Origin of the sequence: Cytobacillus eiseniae, assembly GCF_017874625.1 — a bacterium.
GTDB classification, from domain to species: Bacteria; Bacillota; Bacilli; order Bacillales; family Cytobacillaceae; genus Cytobacillus; species Cytobacillus eiseniae.
The window spans coordinates 58427-74155 of sequence record NZ_JAGIKZ010000005.1; the positions used below are offsets into that span (position 1 = coordinate 58427).

21 protein-coding genes are annotated in these 15729 nt (G+C 37.8%); 7 read left to right on the forward strand and 14 right to left on the reverse strand.

The window, feature by feature from the left end; translation table 11 throughout:
* Nucleotides 1–8: 8 nt before the first annotated feature.
* The 7 genes from deoB to J2Z40_RS06450 form a co-directional block, all read right to left on the reverse strand.
* Nucleotides 9–1193, reverse strand: coding sequence for a phosphopentomutase (deoB, locus tag J2Z40_RS06420; RefSeq protein WP_066395668.1), 1185 nt, complete (start codon nucleotides 1191–1193; stop codon nucleotides 9–11).
* A gap of 184 nt (nucleotides 1194–1377) precedes the next feature.
* On the reverse strand, nucleotides 1378–2271 hold the full coding sequence (gene xerD / locus J2Z40_RS06425) for a site-specific tyrosine recombinase XerD (RefSeq protein WP_066395671.1): 894 nt from the start codon (nucleotides 2269–2271) through the stop codon (nucleotides 1378–1380).
* An 8-nt stretch (nucleotides 2272–2279) separates the two neighbouring features.
* Entirely contained in the window at nucleotides 2280–2510 is a 231-nt protein-coding gene (locus J2Z40_RS06430; RefSeq protein WP_066395674.1) for a YqzK family protein, read from the reverse strand.
* Between the two features lie 333 nt (nucleotides 2511–2843).
* The gene (gene fur / locus J2Z40_RS06435; RefSeq protein ID WP_066395676.1) at nucleotides 2844–3320 is read right to left on the reverse strand and encodes a ferric iron uptake transcriptional regulator; all 477 of its coding nucleotides are present in this window, start codon (nucleotides 3318–3320) and stop codon (nucleotides 2844–2846) included.
* 209 nt (nucleotides 3321–3529) lie between these two features.
* Nucleotides 3530–4168: a stage II sporulation protein M gene (spoIIM, locus tag J2Z40_RS06440; protein WP_066395682.1), complete on the reverse strand. Its 639-nt coding sequence runs from the start codon at nucleotides 4166–4168 to the stop codon at nucleotides 3530–3532.
* A 239-nt stretch (nucleotides 4169–4407) separates the two neighbouring features.
* Nucleotides 4408–5571 (reverse strand): endonuclease Q family protein, encoded by a 1164-nt coding sequence (locus tag J2Z40_RS06445; protein WP_066395683.1) that lies wholly within the window; start codon nucleotides 5569–5571, stop codon nucleotides 4408–4410.
* A gap of 3 nt (nucleotides 5572–5574) precedes the next feature.
* Nucleotides 5575–6123, reverse strand: a complete 549-nt coding sequence (locus J2Z40_RS06450) for an NUDIX hydrolase (protein ID WP_066395684.1) — start codon at nucleotides 6121–6123, stop codon at nucleotides 5575–5577.
* 76 nt (nucleotides 6124–6199) lie between these two features.
* Between J2Z40_RS06450 and mciZ the strand changes: the two genes are divergently transcribed.
* The 3 genes from mciZ to J2Z40_RS06465 all read left to right on the forward strand — a co-directional run bounded on the left by mciZ (nucleotide 6200) and on the right by J2Z40_RS06465 (nucleotide 8038).
* Entirely contained in the window at nucleotides 6200–6337 is a 138-nt protein-coding gene (mciZ, locus tag J2Z40_RS06455; RefSeq protein WP_083953920.1) for a Z-ring formation inhibitor MciZ, read from the forward strand.
* Between the two features lie 69 nt (nucleotides 6338–6406).
* Nucleotides 6407–7318, forward strand: a complete 912-nt coding sequence (locus tag J2Z40_RS06460) for an aldo/keto reductase (protein WP_066395686.1) — start codon at nucleotides 6407–6409, stop codon at nucleotides 7316–7318.
* Between the two features lie 204 nt (nucleotides 7319–7522).
* Nucleotides 7523–8038 carry a hypothetical protein gene (locus tag J2Z40_RS06465; RefSeq protein WP_066395688.1) on the forward strand — a complete coding sequence of 172 codons (516 nt, stop codon included), beginning with the start codon at nucleotides 7523–7525 and terminating at the stop codon, nucleotides 8036–8038.
* Nucleotides 8039–8267: 229 nt separating this feature from the next.
* On the opposite strand, the gene J2Z40_RS06470 is transcribed toward J2Z40_RS06465, so the two are convergent.
* The 5 genes from J2Z40_RS06470 to J2Z40_RS06490 all read right to left on the reverse strand — a co-directional run bounded on the left by J2Z40_RS06470 (nucleotide 8268) and on the right by J2Z40_RS06490 (nucleotide 11630).
* Nucleotides 8268–8513 (reverse strand): YqkE family protein, encoded by a 246-nt coding sequence (locus tag J2Z40_RS06470; RefSeq protein ID WP_066395690.1) that lies wholly within the window; start codon nucleotides 8511–8513, stop codon nucleotides 8268–8270.
* 44 nt (nucleotides 8514–8557) lie between these two features.
* On the reverse strand, nucleotides 8558–8929 hold the full coding sequence (locus J2Z40_RS06475; RefSeq protein WP_066395693.1) for a VOC family protein: 372 nt from the start codon (nucleotides 8927–8929) through the stop codon (nucleotides 8558–8560).
* A gap of 62 nt (nucleotides 8930–8991) precedes the next feature.
* Nucleotides 8992–9660, reverse strand: a complete 669-nt coding sequence (locus J2Z40_RS06480) for a CoA transferase subunit B (RefSeq protein WP_066395696.1) — start codon at nucleotides 9658–9660, stop codon at nucleotides 8992–8994.
* Nucleotides 9661–9686: 26 nt separating this feature from the next.
* The gene (locus J2Z40_RS06485) at nucleotides 9687–10376 is read right to left on the reverse strand and encodes a 3-oxoacid CoA-transferase subunit A (protein ID WP_066395697.1); all 690 of its coding nucleotides are present in this window, start codon (nucleotides 10374–10376) and stop codon (nucleotides 9687–9689) included.
* Between the two features lie 66 nt (nucleotides 10377–10442).
* Entirely contained in the window at nucleotides 10443–11630 is a 1188-nt protein-coding gene (locus tag J2Z40_RS06490) for an acetyl-CoA C-acetyltransferase (RefSeq protein ID WP_066395700.1), read from the reverse strand.
* 401 nt (nucleotides 11631–12031) lie between these two features.
* Here J2Z40_RS06490 and J2Z40_RS06495 point away from each other — a divergent pair, with 401 nt between their 5' ends.
* The 3 genes from J2Z40_RS06495 to J2Z40_RS06500 all read left to right on the forward strand — a co-directional run bounded on the left by J2Z40_RS06495 (nucleotide 12032) and on the right by J2Z40_RS06500 (nucleotide 14218).
* Nucleotides 12032–12937, forward strand: coding sequence for a hydroxymethylglutaryl-CoA lyase (locus tag J2Z40_RS06495; RefSeq protein WP_066395703.1), 906 nt, complete (start codon nucleotides 12032–12034; stop codon nucleotides 12935–12937).
* A 68-nt stretch (nucleotides 12938–13005) separates the two neighbouring features.
* On the forward strand, nucleotides 13006–13137 hold the full coding sequence (locus J2Z40_RS19975; RefSeq protein WP_281064448.1) for a hypothetical protein: 132 nt from the start codon (nucleotides 13006–13008) through the stop codon (nucleotides 13135–13137).
* A 154-nt stretch (nucleotides 13138–13291) separates the two neighbouring features.
* The gene (locus tag J2Z40_RS06500) at nucleotides 13292–14218 is read left to right on the forward strand and encodes an alpha/beta hydrolase (RefSeq protein WP_425351367.1); all 927 of its coding nucleotides are present in this window, start codon (nucleotides 13292–13294) and stop codon (nucleotides 14216–14218) included.
* Between the two features lie 19 nt (nucleotides 14219–14237).
* Here J2Z40_RS06500 and J2Z40_RS06505 read toward each other — a convergent pair whose 3' ends face one another.
* Together J2Z40_RS06505 and J2Z40_RS06510 are read right to left on the reverse strand one after the other, a co-directional pair.
* Nucleotides 14238–14768, reverse strand: coding sequence for a hypothetical protein (locus J2Z40_RS06505; protein WP_066395706.1), 531 nt, complete (start codon nucleotides 14766–14768; stop codon nucleotides 14238–14240).
* A 259-nt stretch (nucleotides 14769–15027) separates the two neighbouring features.
* On the reverse strand, nucleotides 15028–15357 hold the full coding sequence (locus J2Z40_RS06510; protein WP_066395708.1) for an iron-sulfur cluster biosynthesis family protein: 330 nt from the start codon (nucleotides 15355–15357) through the stop codon (nucleotides 15028–15030).
* A gap of 125 nt (nucleotides 15358–15482) precedes the next feature.
* Here J2Z40_RS06510 and J2Z40_RS06515 point away from each other — a divergent pair, with 125 nt between their 5' ends.
* Nucleotides 15483–15695 carry a CDGSH iron-sulfur domain-containing protein gene (locus tag J2Z40_RS06515; protein WP_066395711.1) on the forward strand — a complete coding sequence of 71 codons (213 nt, stop codon included), beginning with the start codon at nucleotides 15483–15485 and terminating at the stop codon, nucleotides 15693–15695.
* Nucleotides 15696–15729: the final 34 nt, after the last annotated feature.

Sequence of the window (15729 nt, forward strand, 5' to 3'; positions counted from 1 at the left end):
CTTCCCCCCTATTTCAAATCTGCTAAAAAGCTTTTTCCATATGAAGGCATTTTCACCTGGAAATTATCAGCAATCGTTGCACCAATATCGGCAAACGTTTCTCTTATCGGCAGTTCTTTTCCATTTTCATTATTTTTTGCATAAACAAGTAGAGGAACATATTCTCTCGTATGATCTGTTCCATGATGTACCGGATCATTTCCATGGTCAGCTGTAATCATCAGTAGATCGCCTTCACGCATTTTCTCAAATACTTCTGGCAGACGTGCATCATACTCCTCAAGCGCTTTTCCGTATCCTTCTGGATCGCGTCTATGGCCATATAATGCATCAAAATCAACTAAATTTAAAAAGCTTAATCCTGTAAAGTCCATATCAAATGTTTGAACTAATTTATCCATTCCGTCCATATTTGAGATCGTACGCAAGGATTTTGTTACACCTTCACCATCAAAAATATCTGAAATTTTTCCGATTGCAATGACATCCAATCCAGCATCCTTCATTTCAGACATGACTGTACGATCAAAAGGCTTTAATGCATAATCATGACGATTGGAAGTTCGTTTGAAACTGCCAGGTTGTCCAATAAATGGTCTTGCAATGACTCGACCAACCATATATTTTTCGTCCAGTGTTAATTCACGGGCAATTTGACAAATTTGATATTGTTCTTCCAGTGGAATGATTTCTTCATGAGCAGCAATTTGGAGAACTGAATCAGCTGAAGTATAGACAATTAATGCGCCCGTCTTCATATGTTCTTCACCAAGCTCATCTAGAATTTCCGTTCCACTAGCAGGCTTATTGCCAATAATCTTTCTGCCTGTGCGTGATTCGATTTCAGCAACTAATTCCTGTGGAAAGCCGTCAGGAAAGACTTGAAATGGTGTTTGAATATTCAAACCCATGATTTCCCAATGACCAGTCATTGTATCTTTTCCATTTGAGGCTTCTTGCATTTTTGTATAATAAGCAAGTGGTTTCTCTGCTTTTTCAATTCCTTTAATTTCACGAATATTACTAAGCCCAAGCTTCCCCATATTCGGCATATGTAAGCCATTCATTCTTTCAGCAATGTGACCGAATGTATCTGCCCCTTTATCCCCAAATTGCTCAGCATCGGGCGCTTCACCAATCCCAACTGAGTCCATTACTACGACAAAAATCCTTTTGTATGCATATGAATCCATTTTAATTCCTCCTACTGTAGATGAATGCGGTTACATTAGCAATTGGATATTAATAGATTACCCCTTATAATTGTGTTTATCACAATGATCTTTTTAAAAATACGTCAGAAGTCTGACATCTACATTTTACCTAATATCAATAAAAAATGAAAGAAAAAGCTACCAAATTATTTATGGCAGCTTTTTATGCTCTTGGATGAAATTGACTATACACATCTTTTAATCTTGTTTTTGTTACATGAGTATATATTTGTGTTGTTGATATATCTGCATGCCCGAGCATCTCCTGAACGGCCCGTAGATCCGCTCCATTTTCAAGTAGATGGGTTGCAAATGAGTGTCGCAATGTATGTGGTGTTAAATCCTTTTCAATACCAGCTTCCATTGCTAGCCTTTTTAAGATTTTCCAAAAACCTTGTCTTGTTAATCCTCGTCCATGATGATTTAAAAATAGTGCATCATCCCTATATTTTTTAGAAACAAAATGGCTTCTTCCCTCTTGTAAATAGCGATCAAGCACTTGTGCAGCTGTTTTCCCAATTGGAATAATTCGTTCTTTATTCCCTTTCCCTATACAACGAACAAACCCCATTGTTAAATGGACATCACCTAACTTTAGTCCAATTAATTCACTTACTCGGATGCCTGTTGCATATAACAGCTCCAGCATTGCTTTATCACGCAAGCCATAATGATCTCCCGCCTTTGGGGAATCTAATAAGATTTCCACCTCTTGCATATTTAAAACCTTTGGCAATGTTCTTTCCTGCTGTGGTGACTCTAGATGCACAGTTGGATCCTGCTCCACTGTCTTTTCACGCAGCAGAAATTGATGAAAAGCTCGTATAGATGCAATATGCCTTGCCAACGTTTTGGAAGATTTCCCTTGTTCCTTTAACATTTTAAGGAAATGTACAATTTGAACTCGTTGAACATCATTCAAATTATTAATTGCTTCGACCGTATCTAAATACTTTACATAACTTTTTAAATCTCGTTCATACGAAATAATTGTATTCTTTGCCAATCCTTTTTCTACAACTAAATAATGAATGAAATCCTTCAATTCATCCTTCATTTCCGACACTACTCCCCATTTAAATAGAACAGAATTAACCGATCCAACCAGTTAGCTGAACCATCACTGGTTCCACTCGAAGATACCTTTACAGCAGTCCCCTGTGGCTCCTCATAACGGTGATAATCCTGATATTCTTCATTTAACCACATAATACCATAATAAAAAAGGATTGTGCATCCAGTGAAAAGCACGAACACCTTGATTGTTTGCAACGTCATCTTTAGCCAGGATTTCATTCATACGTCCTCCACATGATCTTTATATTAAAAGATATGCCAATTTGGACAAGAATTATACCTGAAATTATCAAAAGAGGAAGCGCCTGAGGTCATCGCCGTACAAACTGGAAGGACTTCGACTAAGATAAAGGAAACACGGTGAGGTACGAACCGATGTTGACGCAATCACTGCGGAGAAGTACTGAAGTTTGGTAGGCGATAGGCGCTGGCGCTGGAGCTAGACGAATCAAAAGCGGAAGCGCCTAAGGTCTTGCCATACAAACTAGAAGGACCTCATTTCACAAAAAGGATAACAAAAAACCTTTTCCGATTTTAGAAAAGGTTTCGTTATTATTTTTGTTCAATTTTTTCTGATTCTTCGTTTTTAGTTGTATCATGACAACGATAGCATATCCCATGAAAGGTTAAACGATGGTCTTTAATCTTAAAATTCCATCTTCGTTCCACAACTTCTTCTACATCCTCTAGCAAGTCTTCCTGAATCTCGTCAACTGCACCACACTCAATACAAACTAAATGATGATGAAAGTGTGCTGCACCTTCTTGACGAAGATCATAGCGAGAAACACCGTCACCAAAATTAATTTTATCGACAATCTTTAATTCTGTTAATAATTCAAGCGTTCTATATACAGTTGCTAAACCGATCTCAGGCGATTTTTCTTTTACCAGGAGGTAGACATCTTCCGCACTTAAATGGTCTTCTTCATTTTCTAATAACACGCGAACAGTAGCTTCACGTTGAGGCGTTAATTTATAGCTTGACGAATGCAAATGTTTCTTTATTCTATCAATTCTACTTTCCATCCGAAGTTCCTCCCTCGCCACTAACATTCTCATTATAACAGATATAGCATTAGATTCAAAATAAAATTATTACAAATAACACTTTATATATATTACTATATAATAATTATTATCGAAAATAAAGCGTTTGTTTTCGACAGTAAATGATAAAAGCGGATAAACATTTTTAGTTTATCCGCCTGATTATTATTTATAGCTTGATTTTATCATTAAAAAGAATTGATAACTGATTTCATCAAGATTGGAGAAATTAGGGCTTCAATGCTTGCAGCAGCACACAAGAAAAGGATTGCAACAACAAAAGTAAACATGTATCTGCCTAGCATCGGCAGCATCGGATGACCAACCTTTTTCTGAAACTGCCTACTAATCATTTTTAATGAGAAAGAAACAGAAATCGTTGCAGCAATGATAAAGACAGGAATAATAATTAAGTTTTGCGGCAAAACAGTGACAAATGAAAGCAGAAATCCATCCCAGCCCATTTGACTTACGAGAAACCCTACCGTAAATCCAACAACCATCCCTTTCATAAACAATAGAATCAAAATAACTGGCAAACCAATAATTGAAATGCCTAAAATCCACATTAAACCAATAAATTTTGTGTTATGAAAGAAGCTTTGCTTAAATAAGTCGGTTGCTCCAGCTACATTTCCATCTGAAACTTGTCCAAAAAACTGAGAAAGATAAAAAAATAAATCTTCTTTCTGTGTAAAGCTAAGACTATTAACAATAATCGCACCAAATATAACACCAATTAAAAATAACACAACTATAAATAAATAAATTGAGGAATGCTCACGAAAATGATTTGCGACGACGTTCTGGTACATTTTTTTTCTCATTGCGATCCTCCTGCAAGCTCTGATTATTAGTAAATTGTATGCTTGTCCTTCGGATGTATGACAAAAAAAATCTAGCTCCATTATCGGGAACTAGATCATAGGAAATATTTTGTTTACGTTCAGCTGCAGCACCTACCCCTCTTGGATATAAGTCAAGTCTCTTAGAAAGGAAAAGAACACCTTTCAAGAGACTCGTCTTATGCTTGTCGGGGGTGAGCAAGGTGCTTCCGCATTTGTTGTTATTCTGCAATTTTTCCGTACTTCCCGCCACCGCCGGCAGATAGGCTTAGTTTCCCTTCACGTGCTTTGATGATCAATTCTGCTGTTTTTGCTGGAATGATCTGCTCTAGTTCTGCTAAAGGAACTTTATGCAAAATCGCCATTTCCGTTCCAAAATGATCAAGCAGCTTCCCAAGCATTTTCGGTCCAAGACCTGAAATGAATTCAAGCGGCACTTGATGGATATATGGCGGGCGATTCACAGGTGATGTGTTTGCTGTTTTTAGTTCGGTAATTCGATCGGCCACTCCTTTAATATACTTCGTGCTGCCGCAATGATTGCATACACCGTTTTCTGGATCAAACGGAGTAAAGCACTTGGAACATACGGTCTGATGATATTTTCCAAGGAGCGGGTCAAGGCCGTAATTCGCTTTGACTTTGCGTCCATCTATTTTATGCAATGCTTTTTCCAGTTCATTAAAGGTTGGCTCTGCCATTTGCAGAACATGATATTCCCTGGCAATCTTTTTCAGAGAATGAGCGTCCGAATTGGTTACATAGGAAAACTCATGCAATTCTTTAATTTGGTCTGCCATTGCTGTATCTGCACTTAACCCCAGTTCAATTCCATCGATCAGGTTTTTATCAAACACTTCAGTTAATGAGTGAATGACCCCTTTTCCGAACAGACTTTTAAAAGGGGTAAACACATGGGCAGGAATAAATAAACCGCCCAGCTCTTTCACCTTTAATTGCAGTTCTCGGCCTGAGACATAAATTCGCTGAGAGCTGAGTGTAATATTTTTCAGATGATTAGATAGCCACATCGAAAAGCTTTTCATTTTATCCAAAGTGGCAAAATAACAGAGTACATGGATAGGCCCATGACAATTCTCATCATAAATTTCCAACTCTGACCCTGGAATGATCGTTAAATCGCCAAATTGCAATCCACCTTCTGGATGCTCGATTACATCTCCTGTTTCCATCAGCTCAGCAATTTCTAAGATCACTTCAGGAGAATGGCAATCAATAATTCCAATAATATTCAAGCCCTTTTCATTTCTTGCATGCTCGATAATATTCGTAAAGGTAAGAGACTTTGCTCCCGTTATTTTTACTGGTTTCCCTGTTTTTGTTCTTCCGATATGAATATGCAGATCTGAGTAATACTGATTCATTTCTTACTTCAACGCCTTCTGTAATTGTAAATATTGGACAGCATAAGCGGTTTTTGCATCATATATTTTCTGTTCTCTTATGTAACGCTCTGCTTCTTCTAATGTGATCTCCATTAAATGAACAAATTCATCCTCATCAAGGGATGCTGCATTTTCCTTCTTTACTAAGCCTTTTGCAAGATATACATGAACGATTTCATCTGCAAATCCAGGTGATGTGAAAAAGGAAATAAGCAACTCCAATTCCTTACAGCTATACCCTGTTTCTTCTTCTAATTCTCTTATAGCACAAGTTTTTGGATCTTCATTAAGCTCGAGCTTTCCTGCAGGTATCTCAATAATAGTTCGTTCTAATGCCTTTCTATATTGCTCCACCATGACAATTTTATTCTCATCTGTTAACGCTAGAATAGCAACTGCCCCTGGATGCTTAATGATTTCACGTTTTGAGGTGTTTCCATTTGGCAATTCTACATCCTCTATTTGAAGGCTTATCACTTTGCCACTAAAAATTTTCTCTGTTTTAATTGTTTTTTCTTCTAGGCGACTCATCTTTCATGGCACTCCCGTTCTATTCCGAATATGTTTTCTCATACATATTATCATACTTTAATTGGAGGAGTTGGCTATGAGAATTTATGTACATGAGAAAGGCATTGTACTCGTCGGGAAAGCTTGGGAAATTCGTGCGAAATTAAAGGAATATAGCAAGGATCATCATTTATTGAAGGACTGGGTTCATTCCTGTTCGAAAAAAGAGAATTAAACCTCTTTCATTGCAATCCCATTTGTTTATTTTATAAACTAGAAGAAAATGAAATCGAGGGCTAGAGAAATGAAAAAAAGACAATTAGGGAAATCAGATTTATACGTAAGTGAACTTGGCTTAGGGTGTATGTCGCTTAGTACAAATCCAAAACATGCTCAAGCTGTTATCGAAGCAGCATTAGAAGAAGGGGTTAATTATTTCGATACTGCCGACCTTTATGACTATGGGAAAAATGAGCAAATTGTCGGACAAGTGCTAAAGCCTATAAGAGACAAGGTCATTATTGCTACGAAAGCAGGAAACCGCTGGAATGAGAATAAAGATGGCTGGAGCTGGGATCCATCAAAAAAACATATAAAGGAAGCAGTTAAACAGAGCTTAACAAGACTTGGCACAGACTATATTGATTTGTATCAGCTTCATGGCGGCACGAAGGAAGATCCCATTGATGAAACAATCGAAGCTTTCGAGGAGTTAAAGGACGAGGGCTTTATCCGCTATTATGGCCTTTCATCGATTAGGCCAAATGTCATTCGTGAATACATGAAAAAATCAAACATGGTCTCGGTCATGATGCAATACAGCCTGTTAGATCGCCGTCCAGAGGAAGAGCTATTGCCACTTCTTTTAGAAAATAGCATTAGCGTAGTTACCCGAGGACCACTGGCAAAAGGTTTATTAAGCAACAAAATGCTAGAGATGGCTTCTGAAAAGGGATATTTAGATTATAGCTTCGAAGAATTAAATCATATCCTCCCACTATTAAAAGAAAAGCTTACCGATTCCCGTACAATGACAGAAATCGCCCTTCAATATAATCTAGCTCATCCAGCGATTTCTTCAGTAATAGCAGGTGCAAGCAAGGTTGAGCAGATGAAAGAAAATGCTAAGGCGGTGCAGACGAACCCACTCTCAGAAGAGGAACTTTCGATTATTCAGTCCATTACTAAAATGAATCAGTATGAAGAGCATCGGTGAAAGGAAAGGATAGATAAACAGGAAAGATAGTACCTGTTTTCATCTATCTTTTTTTTACTACATATGACTCCAAAAGCATTCAGAAAAACACATAAATTATCTAATCAGTTTATATATATGTAAGTAGAGTATTTAAATTAACAATTCGGTAATTACTCAATCCTTAGTTTTAAATGGGGGAAAATATTAAGTAGGAGTGATAAAGTGAACAGATCTAAAAGGATTTTTTACTTTGCAATAATTTTATATTGTTTAACGCTAACAGGCTGTAGCGAAGCCAGAATGAATAATAATCTCGAAATTGTAAACAGTACTATTCTCGATACCCTAGATACATTTCATGATAATGAATTGTATCTGTTTAAATACTTATTAATTCAAGTTGTGGAGGAAGAACAACCTGAAAAAATTGAGGGTATGATCGAACTCTACTTATTAAATAATAATAAAACGCTTCCTTATATTCTTTCCTTAAATAATAGTAATACCATTCCAGCAGAAGATAGTACTACATTAATTGAATTATATGAAAAATTACATAAATATATAAACACACTAGATTTTATGTTAAAAAACAACACTATTAAAAATGATGCAAAGGAACTAGAAGAACTTATTATTTTAACAGAAAAATCACGGAATAAAAAAATTTTATCTGAAGAAAACATGAAAAAAACCAAGTTGCTTTTAACCACACTAAATAAGTATGTAAAAAAATAATTTTCAGATTTTTTGCATTTATTAGTCATTATAGGAGATATTGACGTTTTCTTTTTGTTGTATAAGTTCCCTTTTGAAATCTTTACGTTTTTCCTTTTGATATTTTCAACACTTAGGTTTGGCTTTATTAGTTGTTAATAAGGTTATTTAAGAGGTCTTAAAAACAAAAAGTACACCACTTTATATAAATGATGTACTAATTTTAATATAATGTGTGACATATTCCTGCTTATTTAAATTCCTTCCAATTCATATTGCTTTCACCAAGCAATTCTTCAAAGCTTTTGTTCTTTTCGCGCAAGCGTCTTTCTTCTTTTTTGCGTTGTTCTTCCTCTTCTTTTTGCTTATCTTCAGCCGCTTTTAATTGCTGCTTTGTATCCTTTAATTTCTCCATTAATTCTTGGTTTAGCATATCGCCAAGTGTTACTGGCTTATCCGCCTTTTTAGGCTGGGTCTGCTGTTTTTTCTTTTTCATTGAAATCCCCTCATACTAATAATTTACGATTTATTATATCATTTTCATCGCAAAAACTCGAGAAACTCAATCCGATTGCCGAATGGATCATCAACGAAAAATCGGCTTCTTCCCTCAATTGGCGGTTCCTCTTTTATACGAATCTCGTGCTTTTCCAAGCTTTCGCGCAAAACTGATAAATTTTCTACGACAAATCCAGGATGAGCTTTTTTCGCAGGATGAAAATCTTCTTGCACACCAATATGTATTTCTTGGTTTCCACACATAAACCAGCAGCCTCCACGTTTTTGCAGGTTTTCAGGCTTCGGGATTTCTTTCAGTCCAAGAATGCCCCCAAAGAATGCTCGCGCTTGTTCCTCACAGTCCTTTGGTGCGGCTAGCTGAATATGATCAATGCCTATAAATGAAAAATTCATACATCTCTCCTCCTAAAAATAACGAAAAGCACAGCATTTACTACTGCACTTTTCGAAATAGATTAATAAGCTTCTGTCAGTACATTCTCATCTACTTGTAATTCTGCTCCAGTCGATTGGATAATCTCCTCTACCGTGTAGCCTTTTGCAACTTCGACAAGCTTTAAGCCTGATTCCGTTACATCAATGACTGCCCGCTCTGTAATAATACGATTCACAACTGCTTTTCCTGTCAGCGGAAGTGTACATTCTTTTAAAATTTTTGACTCTCCATCTTTATTCGTATGATCCATAATGACAATAATTTTTTTCGCACCATGGACAAGATCCATCGCACCGCCCATTCCCTTAATCATCTTCCCAGGAATCATCCAGTTTGCAAGATCACCTTTTTCTGAAACTTCCATACCGCCAAGGATGGCGATATTCACATGCCCGCCACGGATCATCGCAAAGGATTCGGCACTGTCAAAATAAGCTGATCCCGGAATGGCTGTCACCGTTTCCTTGCCCGCATTAATTAAATCAGGATCCACTTCTTCATTCGTAGGGTATGGACCAATGCCAAGCAAGCCATTCTCTGATTGTAGTACCACTTCTTTATCATCTGAAATATAGTTAGCTACAAGTGTTGGCATGCCAATCCCAAGATTAACATAAAAGCCCGTTTCAATTTCCTTCTCAGCACGTCTAGCAATTTTTTCGCGAACAGCAGCTTTATCATTAGTCATTGCAGCGTCTCCTTCCTAAAGCGTTTTTACTTTTGCACTGTTAGCCTTTCAATTCGTTTCTCCTGATTTCCTTCTATCAATGCTTGAACATAAATACTCGGGGTATGAATACCGTTTGGATCTAGCTCACCGATTTCGTACAGATTTTCTACTTCAGCAATTGTTACCTTCCCTGCCGCAGCAATCATCGGATTAAAATTTCGAGCTGTTTTGTGATAGACGAGATTACCCATTTTATCGGCCTTCCACGCTCTCACCAAACTGAAATCAGCAATCAATGATTCTTCAAGTAAGTATTCTTTTCCATGAAAATTCTTTGTTTCTTTCCCATCAGCGATTGGTGTTCCTACTCCAGCAGGCGTATAAAAGGCTGGGATTCCTGCTCCGCCAGCACGGATTTTTTCAGCTAATGTTCCTTGAGGAAGCAGCTCCACTTCGATCTCTCCAGAAAGCACTTGTCTTTCAAATTCTTTATTCTCGCCAACATAAGAGCCGACCATTTTCTTTATTTGCTTATTTTTTAGAAGTAAGCCAAGCCCCCAGTCATCGACACCACAGTTATTCGAAATGACTGTTAAATCCTTGACACCTTTTTCCACTAATGCAAGAATTAAGTTTTCAGGTATGCCACAAAGACCAAATCCGCCAACCATTAACACAGCGCCATCATGAATATCCTTCACTGCTTCATTAAAGGAAGTACAAATTGTTTTCACGTCATTCTCCCCCTCGTTTGAGAACGTTTATTTATATAAAAAATGAAAATTGCTTGTGTTAGTGAATTAAGTTAGCTCGACAATGGTTGCGACTCCTTGGCCACCGCCGATACATAGAGTGGCAAGACCTTTTTTCGCCTGCCTTTTTTGCATTTCATGAATTAATGTAACAAGAATTCGAGCGCCGCTTGCACCAATCGGATGGCCTAAGGCAATGGCACCGCCATTGACATTTAATACTTCTTTATTAAAGTGAAGCTCTCGGTCAACGGCAAGTGATTGGGCTGCAAACGCTTCGTTTGCTTCAATTAGCTCTAAGTCTTCCATTGATACCGCTGCTTTTTCTAATGCTTTTTTTACTGCATTTACTGGTCCAATTCCCATAATGCTCGGATCGACTCCTGCACTTGCATTGGCTTTAATGACAACTAATGGCTGAAGTCCTAGCTCGTCGGCCTTCTTTCTGCTCATTACGACAAGCACAGCTGCTCCGTCATTTATGCCTGACGCATTTCCAGCTGTTACGCTGCCGTCTTTTCTGAATGCTGGCCGCAGTTTTGCTAATTTCTCAGCTGTTGTTCCTTTTTTCGGATATTCATCCGTATCAAAAATAATCGGATCTCCTTTTCTTTGCGGAATGACAACAGGAACAATTTCATCCTTAAATCTGCCTTCTTCTATCGCATTTACTGCCTTTGTCTGACTGGCTGCAGCAAATTCATCCTGCTCTTCCCTTGTTAATTCGTATTTATCACAGAGGTTTTCTGCAGTCACCCCCATATGATAATCGTTAAATGCACATGTTAAGCCGTCAGAAGTCATTGTATCGATCAGCTTCTGGTCACCCATTTTGAAGCCATTGCGCGCATTTTTTAATATGTATGGTGCCTGACTCATATTTTCCACGCCACCGGCAACAATAATTTCTGCATCCCCTGCGATAATTGCCTGTGTTGCCAAATGAACGGCCTTTAAGCCAGATCCGCAAACCTTATTAATTGTCATCGCGGAAACGCTTACAGGAAGTCCCGCTTTAAGTGCTGCCTGTCTTGCAGGGTTTTGGCCAATGCCTGCTTGAAGTACATTTCCTAAGATAACCTCATCTATTTGCTCAGGTTTCAAACCCGCTTTCTCAAGTGCGCCTTTGATGGCTATTGCCCCTAGTTCTGGAGCAGAAACATCCTTTAGACTTCCGTTAAAACTGCCGATCGCTGTTCTTACAGCACTTACAATAACTACTTCTGTTTGTGTCATATCCCTCATCCTTTCAATCCCATATCACTACTAATATTTCGCGAAAAATCATAGAAATCCTTTTATTATGTCAAAATTTCTATTATTCTTGCTTTTTGAAAAACAAACAGAATAAAATAAGAGAATAGAAGAGCGGTCGCTCAGTTTTGATTAAGAAAAGCGCATGCACCTAAGGTCTCGGCCGTACAAACTGGAAGGCTTCTCCTCTCGTTAAAGGAAACACGGTGAGCGTGAGCAACTGCTTTTGCGCAATCGTTGCCGAGAAGACCTGAAGTTTGATAGGAGATAGGATGCTTGCGCTAGACAGTTCTCTGTCTCAAAAGTTATACTTTCTTAATTTATTTGTAATCGTTTACAGCTTAAATCCTACCCTTATAAACTATGTGATTGGAGAGAAAAACATGACGCTGCAATTGCCTGAAAAAGTAACAATCATTGAAGTTGGTCCCCGTGATGGGCTGCAGAATGAAAAAGCTTTTATCCCAACTTCGGTTAAAAAGGATTTTATTAAAGGCTTGAGAAACGCTGGTTTAACGGAAATAGAGCTTACTTCTTTCGTATCACCAAAATGGGTTCCACAAATGGCTGATGCCGCTGAAATTGTCGCCGATTGCCTTGATGATCAAACAAGGAACATCGTTTTAGCTCCGAACCAAAAAGGAATAGACAGAGTTTATAAAACTGATTGCAAAGCGGTTGCTGTTTTTGTTGGGGTCAGTGATACATTTAATCAAAAGAACATCAATAAATCGACGCAGGAAAGTATGCTTGAGCTCATCCCAATTATTCATGAATTAAAAGAGAATGGATACTTCGTCCGTGCTTGTATTTCTACTGCCTTTTACTGTCCTTATGAAGGAAAAATAGAATTGGAAGATACGATGCGTTTATGCAGGCAATTTGTTGAGGCAGGGGTTGATGAGCTAAGTGTAGCTGACACAATTGGCCTGGCTGTACCGCATGAATCCTTTGCCGTATTTAGCAGCTTGAAGAAGGAATTTACGAATACCTTATTGACTGCTCATTTCCATGATACGAGAAAGATAGCCCTCGCCAATATTTTTGCTGCATTACAAGCTGGGGTTGACCGTTTTGATACATCAGCTGGTGGTCTTGGCGGATGTCCATTTGCTCCAGGGGCTTCTGGAAATGCAGCTACTGAGGATGTTGTCTACATGCTTGAACGTATGGGCATTCAGACGAATATAGATTTAGATAAATTAGTTGAGGCCATTTCGATTGTTCAGCCACATTTATCACGAGCAATCGATAGTACATATTACCGTTTTCAGCAACAAAACCGTTAGCTAATGAATAAATTCCTCCTCTATCATCCATCTTATTAGGTGAATCATATTAGAGGGGGGATTTTTTTATGAGTCAAAAAAGGGATAAAGGCTTCAGCCAAAAGGGAAAGCCGAATAGTGATACAGTAAACCAAACAATTGCTGCTGAAGAATTAGAAAAAGCGATTCATCCGACAAAGCGTCAAAATTCAAAGCAATAATACTTTAGGAACGCTTGGCTACCGGATTTGTGCTTTTATTAAGGGGACGGGATTAGACCTCCCCTTTTTTATTTCCCCCATTTTAAGCTGAGTTCATGTTTTAAATTCCACTAAAATGGTAAAATAAAGAAAAGGAATATTAGGGGGATGGGACATGAAAAGACTGCTTCGTATTATTCGCTACCTTCTTTCTTTCCTTCTCTTTCTCACTTCCATTGGTATTTATTTTACAAATCGGCTTATGTACATGAGGAAGAAAGAAGATCAATTTATCTTGGATCGGGAACAAGAAGCTGGACGGCTCGATTTGATGGAATATGAAGGACTTCCAAAGAAGGAAATTCTCATTCCTTCTCCTTTTGGCTACAACCTCAAAACAGTGATAATCAATCCAAATAACAATCATCGCTTCATAATTATCTCTCATGGTGTAACGGAAAATAAAATGAATTCCATTAAATATATGCAGCTCTTTTTAGAACGCGGATTTAATGCCGTAATTTATGATCATCGCCGTCATGGGGAGTCCGGCGGAAAAACGACAAGCTTTGGCCATTATGAAAAATTCGACTTAAAGACCATTGTCGATTGGCTAAAGGAAGAATATGGATCAAATATTGAGATAGGCATTCATGGTGAATCAATGGGGGCAGCAACCATGCTGCTATATGCAGGCATGCTTGAGGATGGAGCAGATTTTTATATTGCCGACTGTCCTTTTTCTGACTTTAGGGAACAGCTTACTTACCAAATTAAAAGAGAATTAAAGCTTCCGCCAAAGCTTATTCTGCCTGTTGGTGATTTATTTTTGCGCATGCGGCAGAAGTATTCCATTAAAGATGTCTCTCCTATTTCAGTTATTGAAAATATCCAAAAACCGATCCTCTTTATTCATAGCCAAAAGGACGATTTTATTTTGCCAACAATGTCTAAAGCGTTGTATGATTTAAAAAAAGGCCCCAAAAAGCTCTTCCTTGCTGCCAATGGAGTCCATGCGCAATCTTTGAATGAAAATAAGGATGACTATGAAAAGGTCATTGATGAATTTTTAGAGGAATATGTTGATGGAAATGAGGCTTAGACGTTCATATGCCTCATTTCTATTCCAGATACACTTCATTGCTCACGTTTGTAGATACTCCCCTAGCAAACTCATACTCTCCTACTTTTAAGAAGTAGCGGCCGCTCTCCCTTTCAATAATCCTTGCCCTTTTCAACTCTTCTTTCCCTACTACTTCAATTAGGCTAATATCACTTTTCTCTATTTGCCCATAAATAACGGGGATTCTATTTTCCAATCCTCCCCTGGAATCATAATCATAGAAAACATTTTTAAAGACGGTCAATCTTTCATCTTCACCAAATTCCCAATGATTATGCCCGGCATTTTCCCACCCATCCTTCTCATTCCCCTTTAGATAGGCTACTGTGACCGCATCGAATTCCTCTTTCTTTTCATTTTTCTGTCTTGTTGTATACAACAGAATCACGCCGTCTCTCACTTTTTCTTTATGGATGACTTCCTTTACATTAAAAGGAATTTCCTCTTCGATTACTTTATTTATTGGTACCGCCCTGCAAGCTGTCAACAATAAAAAAAGAATCAATATGATCGGCCATGTTTGTTTCACATCTGTCCCCCCACTTTAGCAACATCTTTACCATTAGATGTTGCTAAGTGAAGGAACATGCCTCGTTTTTGAATTTTCTGGATAAAATTACGAAAACAAGCTTAATTTATGATTGTCTTTGCAATCTCTAGTAATGCTTTCTTCTCTTCTTCCTCTAAGACACATAACTGTCTACTCATGTGACAGTTTTCAGAAAATAAAAAGTGAAACTTCTTAGGAGAGTCCCTTGCTAGAAGTTTCACTTTCTACTTAAAGTTATTTAACTGTCTGTCCTGTCATACAAACTCATTCTTGGATTTAAGTATTGGTTCGGGCTTTTTAATTGAAAGCAATTCGCCTTCTCTGAAAAATCGATTGTCATTGATTCTTCGAAAAAGACTTCCTTTGATTTTTCAATGTAGATACTGCCTATATTTGTTTTAATCTCATGATCCTCAACTTCTAGTCCATTTACTAGCCAAAGAGCTGATACACCACTTACTACACACCCGCAGCCCTCTGTATCATATTTAAGCTTCAAGTAGCCATTTTTGTTAGCCAATTTCGATTCTATTTTATTTGCTGCTTTTTCGGTTACGATAATTTCCAATCATATAACCTCCTTACTGCATTATTTTATCATAATTTAGTATACATACCCTTTTTGTTGCTTTTTTTTCGTTTACCTTATAACATCAAGAGAAATATGACAATTTTATGAAGGAGTGGATATGTATGTCAAAGATTACGATTAAAGTGAATGATAATGGATCTTATCGTATTACAGGTGATGTTGAACTCATTGATGGGGAAGGAAATTCATTTGTCACAAAGCAGTCATTTTCGCTCTGTCGCTGTGGGAGAACATCTAATGCTCCGTTTTGTGATGGAAGCCATAAAGGGGTGTTTGAATCAGTTGTTCGTGCTCCGAAGCCTACTGAAGAATAAAAGAATGTTCATGCATGAATAAGAGTAAAAGGAG

What these genes read in the sequence shown, in the direction of transcription:
- J2Z40_RS06495 (WP_066395703.1), top strand. Translation starts at nt 12,032, where the DNA reads ATGACGCTGCAATTGCCTGAAAAAGTAACAATCATTGAAGTTGGTCCC.
- xerD (WP_066395671.1), bottom strand. Translation starts at nt 2,271, where the DNA reads ATGAAGGATGAATTGAAGGATTTCATTCATTATTTAGTTGTAGAAAAA.
- J2Z40_RS06500 (WP_425351367.1), top strand. Translation starts at nt 13,292, where the DNA reads ATGAAAAGACTGCTTCGTATTATTCGCTACCTTCTTTCTTTCCTTCTC.
- J2Z40_RS06445 (WP_066395683.1), bottom strand. Translation starts at nt 5,571, where the DNA reads ATGAATCAGTATTACTCAGATCTGCATATTCATATCGGAAGAACAAAA.
- J2Z40_RS06450 (WP_066395684.1), bottom strand. Translation starts at nt 6,123, where the DNA reads ATGAGTCGCCTAGAAGAAAAAACAATTAAAACAGAGAAAATTTTTAGT.
- fur (WP_066395676.1), bottom strand. Translation starts at nt 3,320, where the DNA reads ATGGAAAGTAGAATTGATAGAATAAAGAAACATTTGCATTCGTCAAGC.
- J2Z40_RS06515 (WP_066395711.1), top strand. Translation starts at nt 15,483, where the DNA reads ATGTCAAAGATTACGATTAAAGTGAATGATAATGGATCTTATCGTATT.
- J2Z40_RS19975 (WP_281064448.1), top strand. Translation starts at nt 13,006, where the DNA reads ATGAGTCAAAAAAGGGATAAAGGCTTCAGCCAAAAGGGAAAGCCGAAT.
- J2Z40_RS06480 (WP_066395696.1), bottom strand. Translation starts at nt 9,660, where the DNA reads ATGACTAATGATAAAGCTGCTGTTCGCGAAAAAATTGCTAGACGTGCT.
- J2Z40_RS06460 (WP_066395686.1), top strand. Translation starts at nt 6,407, where the DNA reads ATGAAAAAAAGACAATTAGGGAAATCAGATTTATACGTAAGTGAACTT.
- spoIIM (WP_066395682.1), bottom strand. Translation starts at nt 4,168, where the DNA reads ATGAGAAAAAAAATGTACCAGAACGTCGTCGCAAATCATTTTCGTGAG.
- deoB (WP_066395668.1), bottom strand. Translation starts at nt 1,193, where the DNA reads ATGGATTCATATGCATACAAAAGGATTTTTGTCGTAGTAATGGACTCA.
- J2Z40_RS06430 (WP_066395674.1), bottom strand. Translation starts at nt 2,510, where the DNA reads ATGAAATCCTGGCTAAAGATGACGTTGCAAACAATCAAGGTGTTCGTG.
- J2Z40_RS06490 (WP_066395700.1), bottom strand. Translation starts at nt 11,630, where the DNA reads ATGACACAAACAGAAGTAGTTATTGTAAGTGCTGTAAGAACAGCGATC.
- mciZ (WP_083953920.1), top strand. Translation starts at nt 6,200, where the DNA reads ATGAGAATTTATGTACATGAGAAAGGCATTGTACTCGTCGGGAAAGCT.
- J2Z40_RS06470 (WP_066395690.1), bottom strand. Translation starts at nt 8,513, where the DNA reads ATGAAAAAGAAAAAACAGCAGACCCAGCCTAAAAAGGCGGATAAGCCA.
- J2Z40_RS06475 (WP_066395693.1), bottom strand. Translation starts at nt 8,929, where the DNA reads ATGAATTTTTCATTTATAGGCATTGATCATATTCAGCTAGCCGCACCA.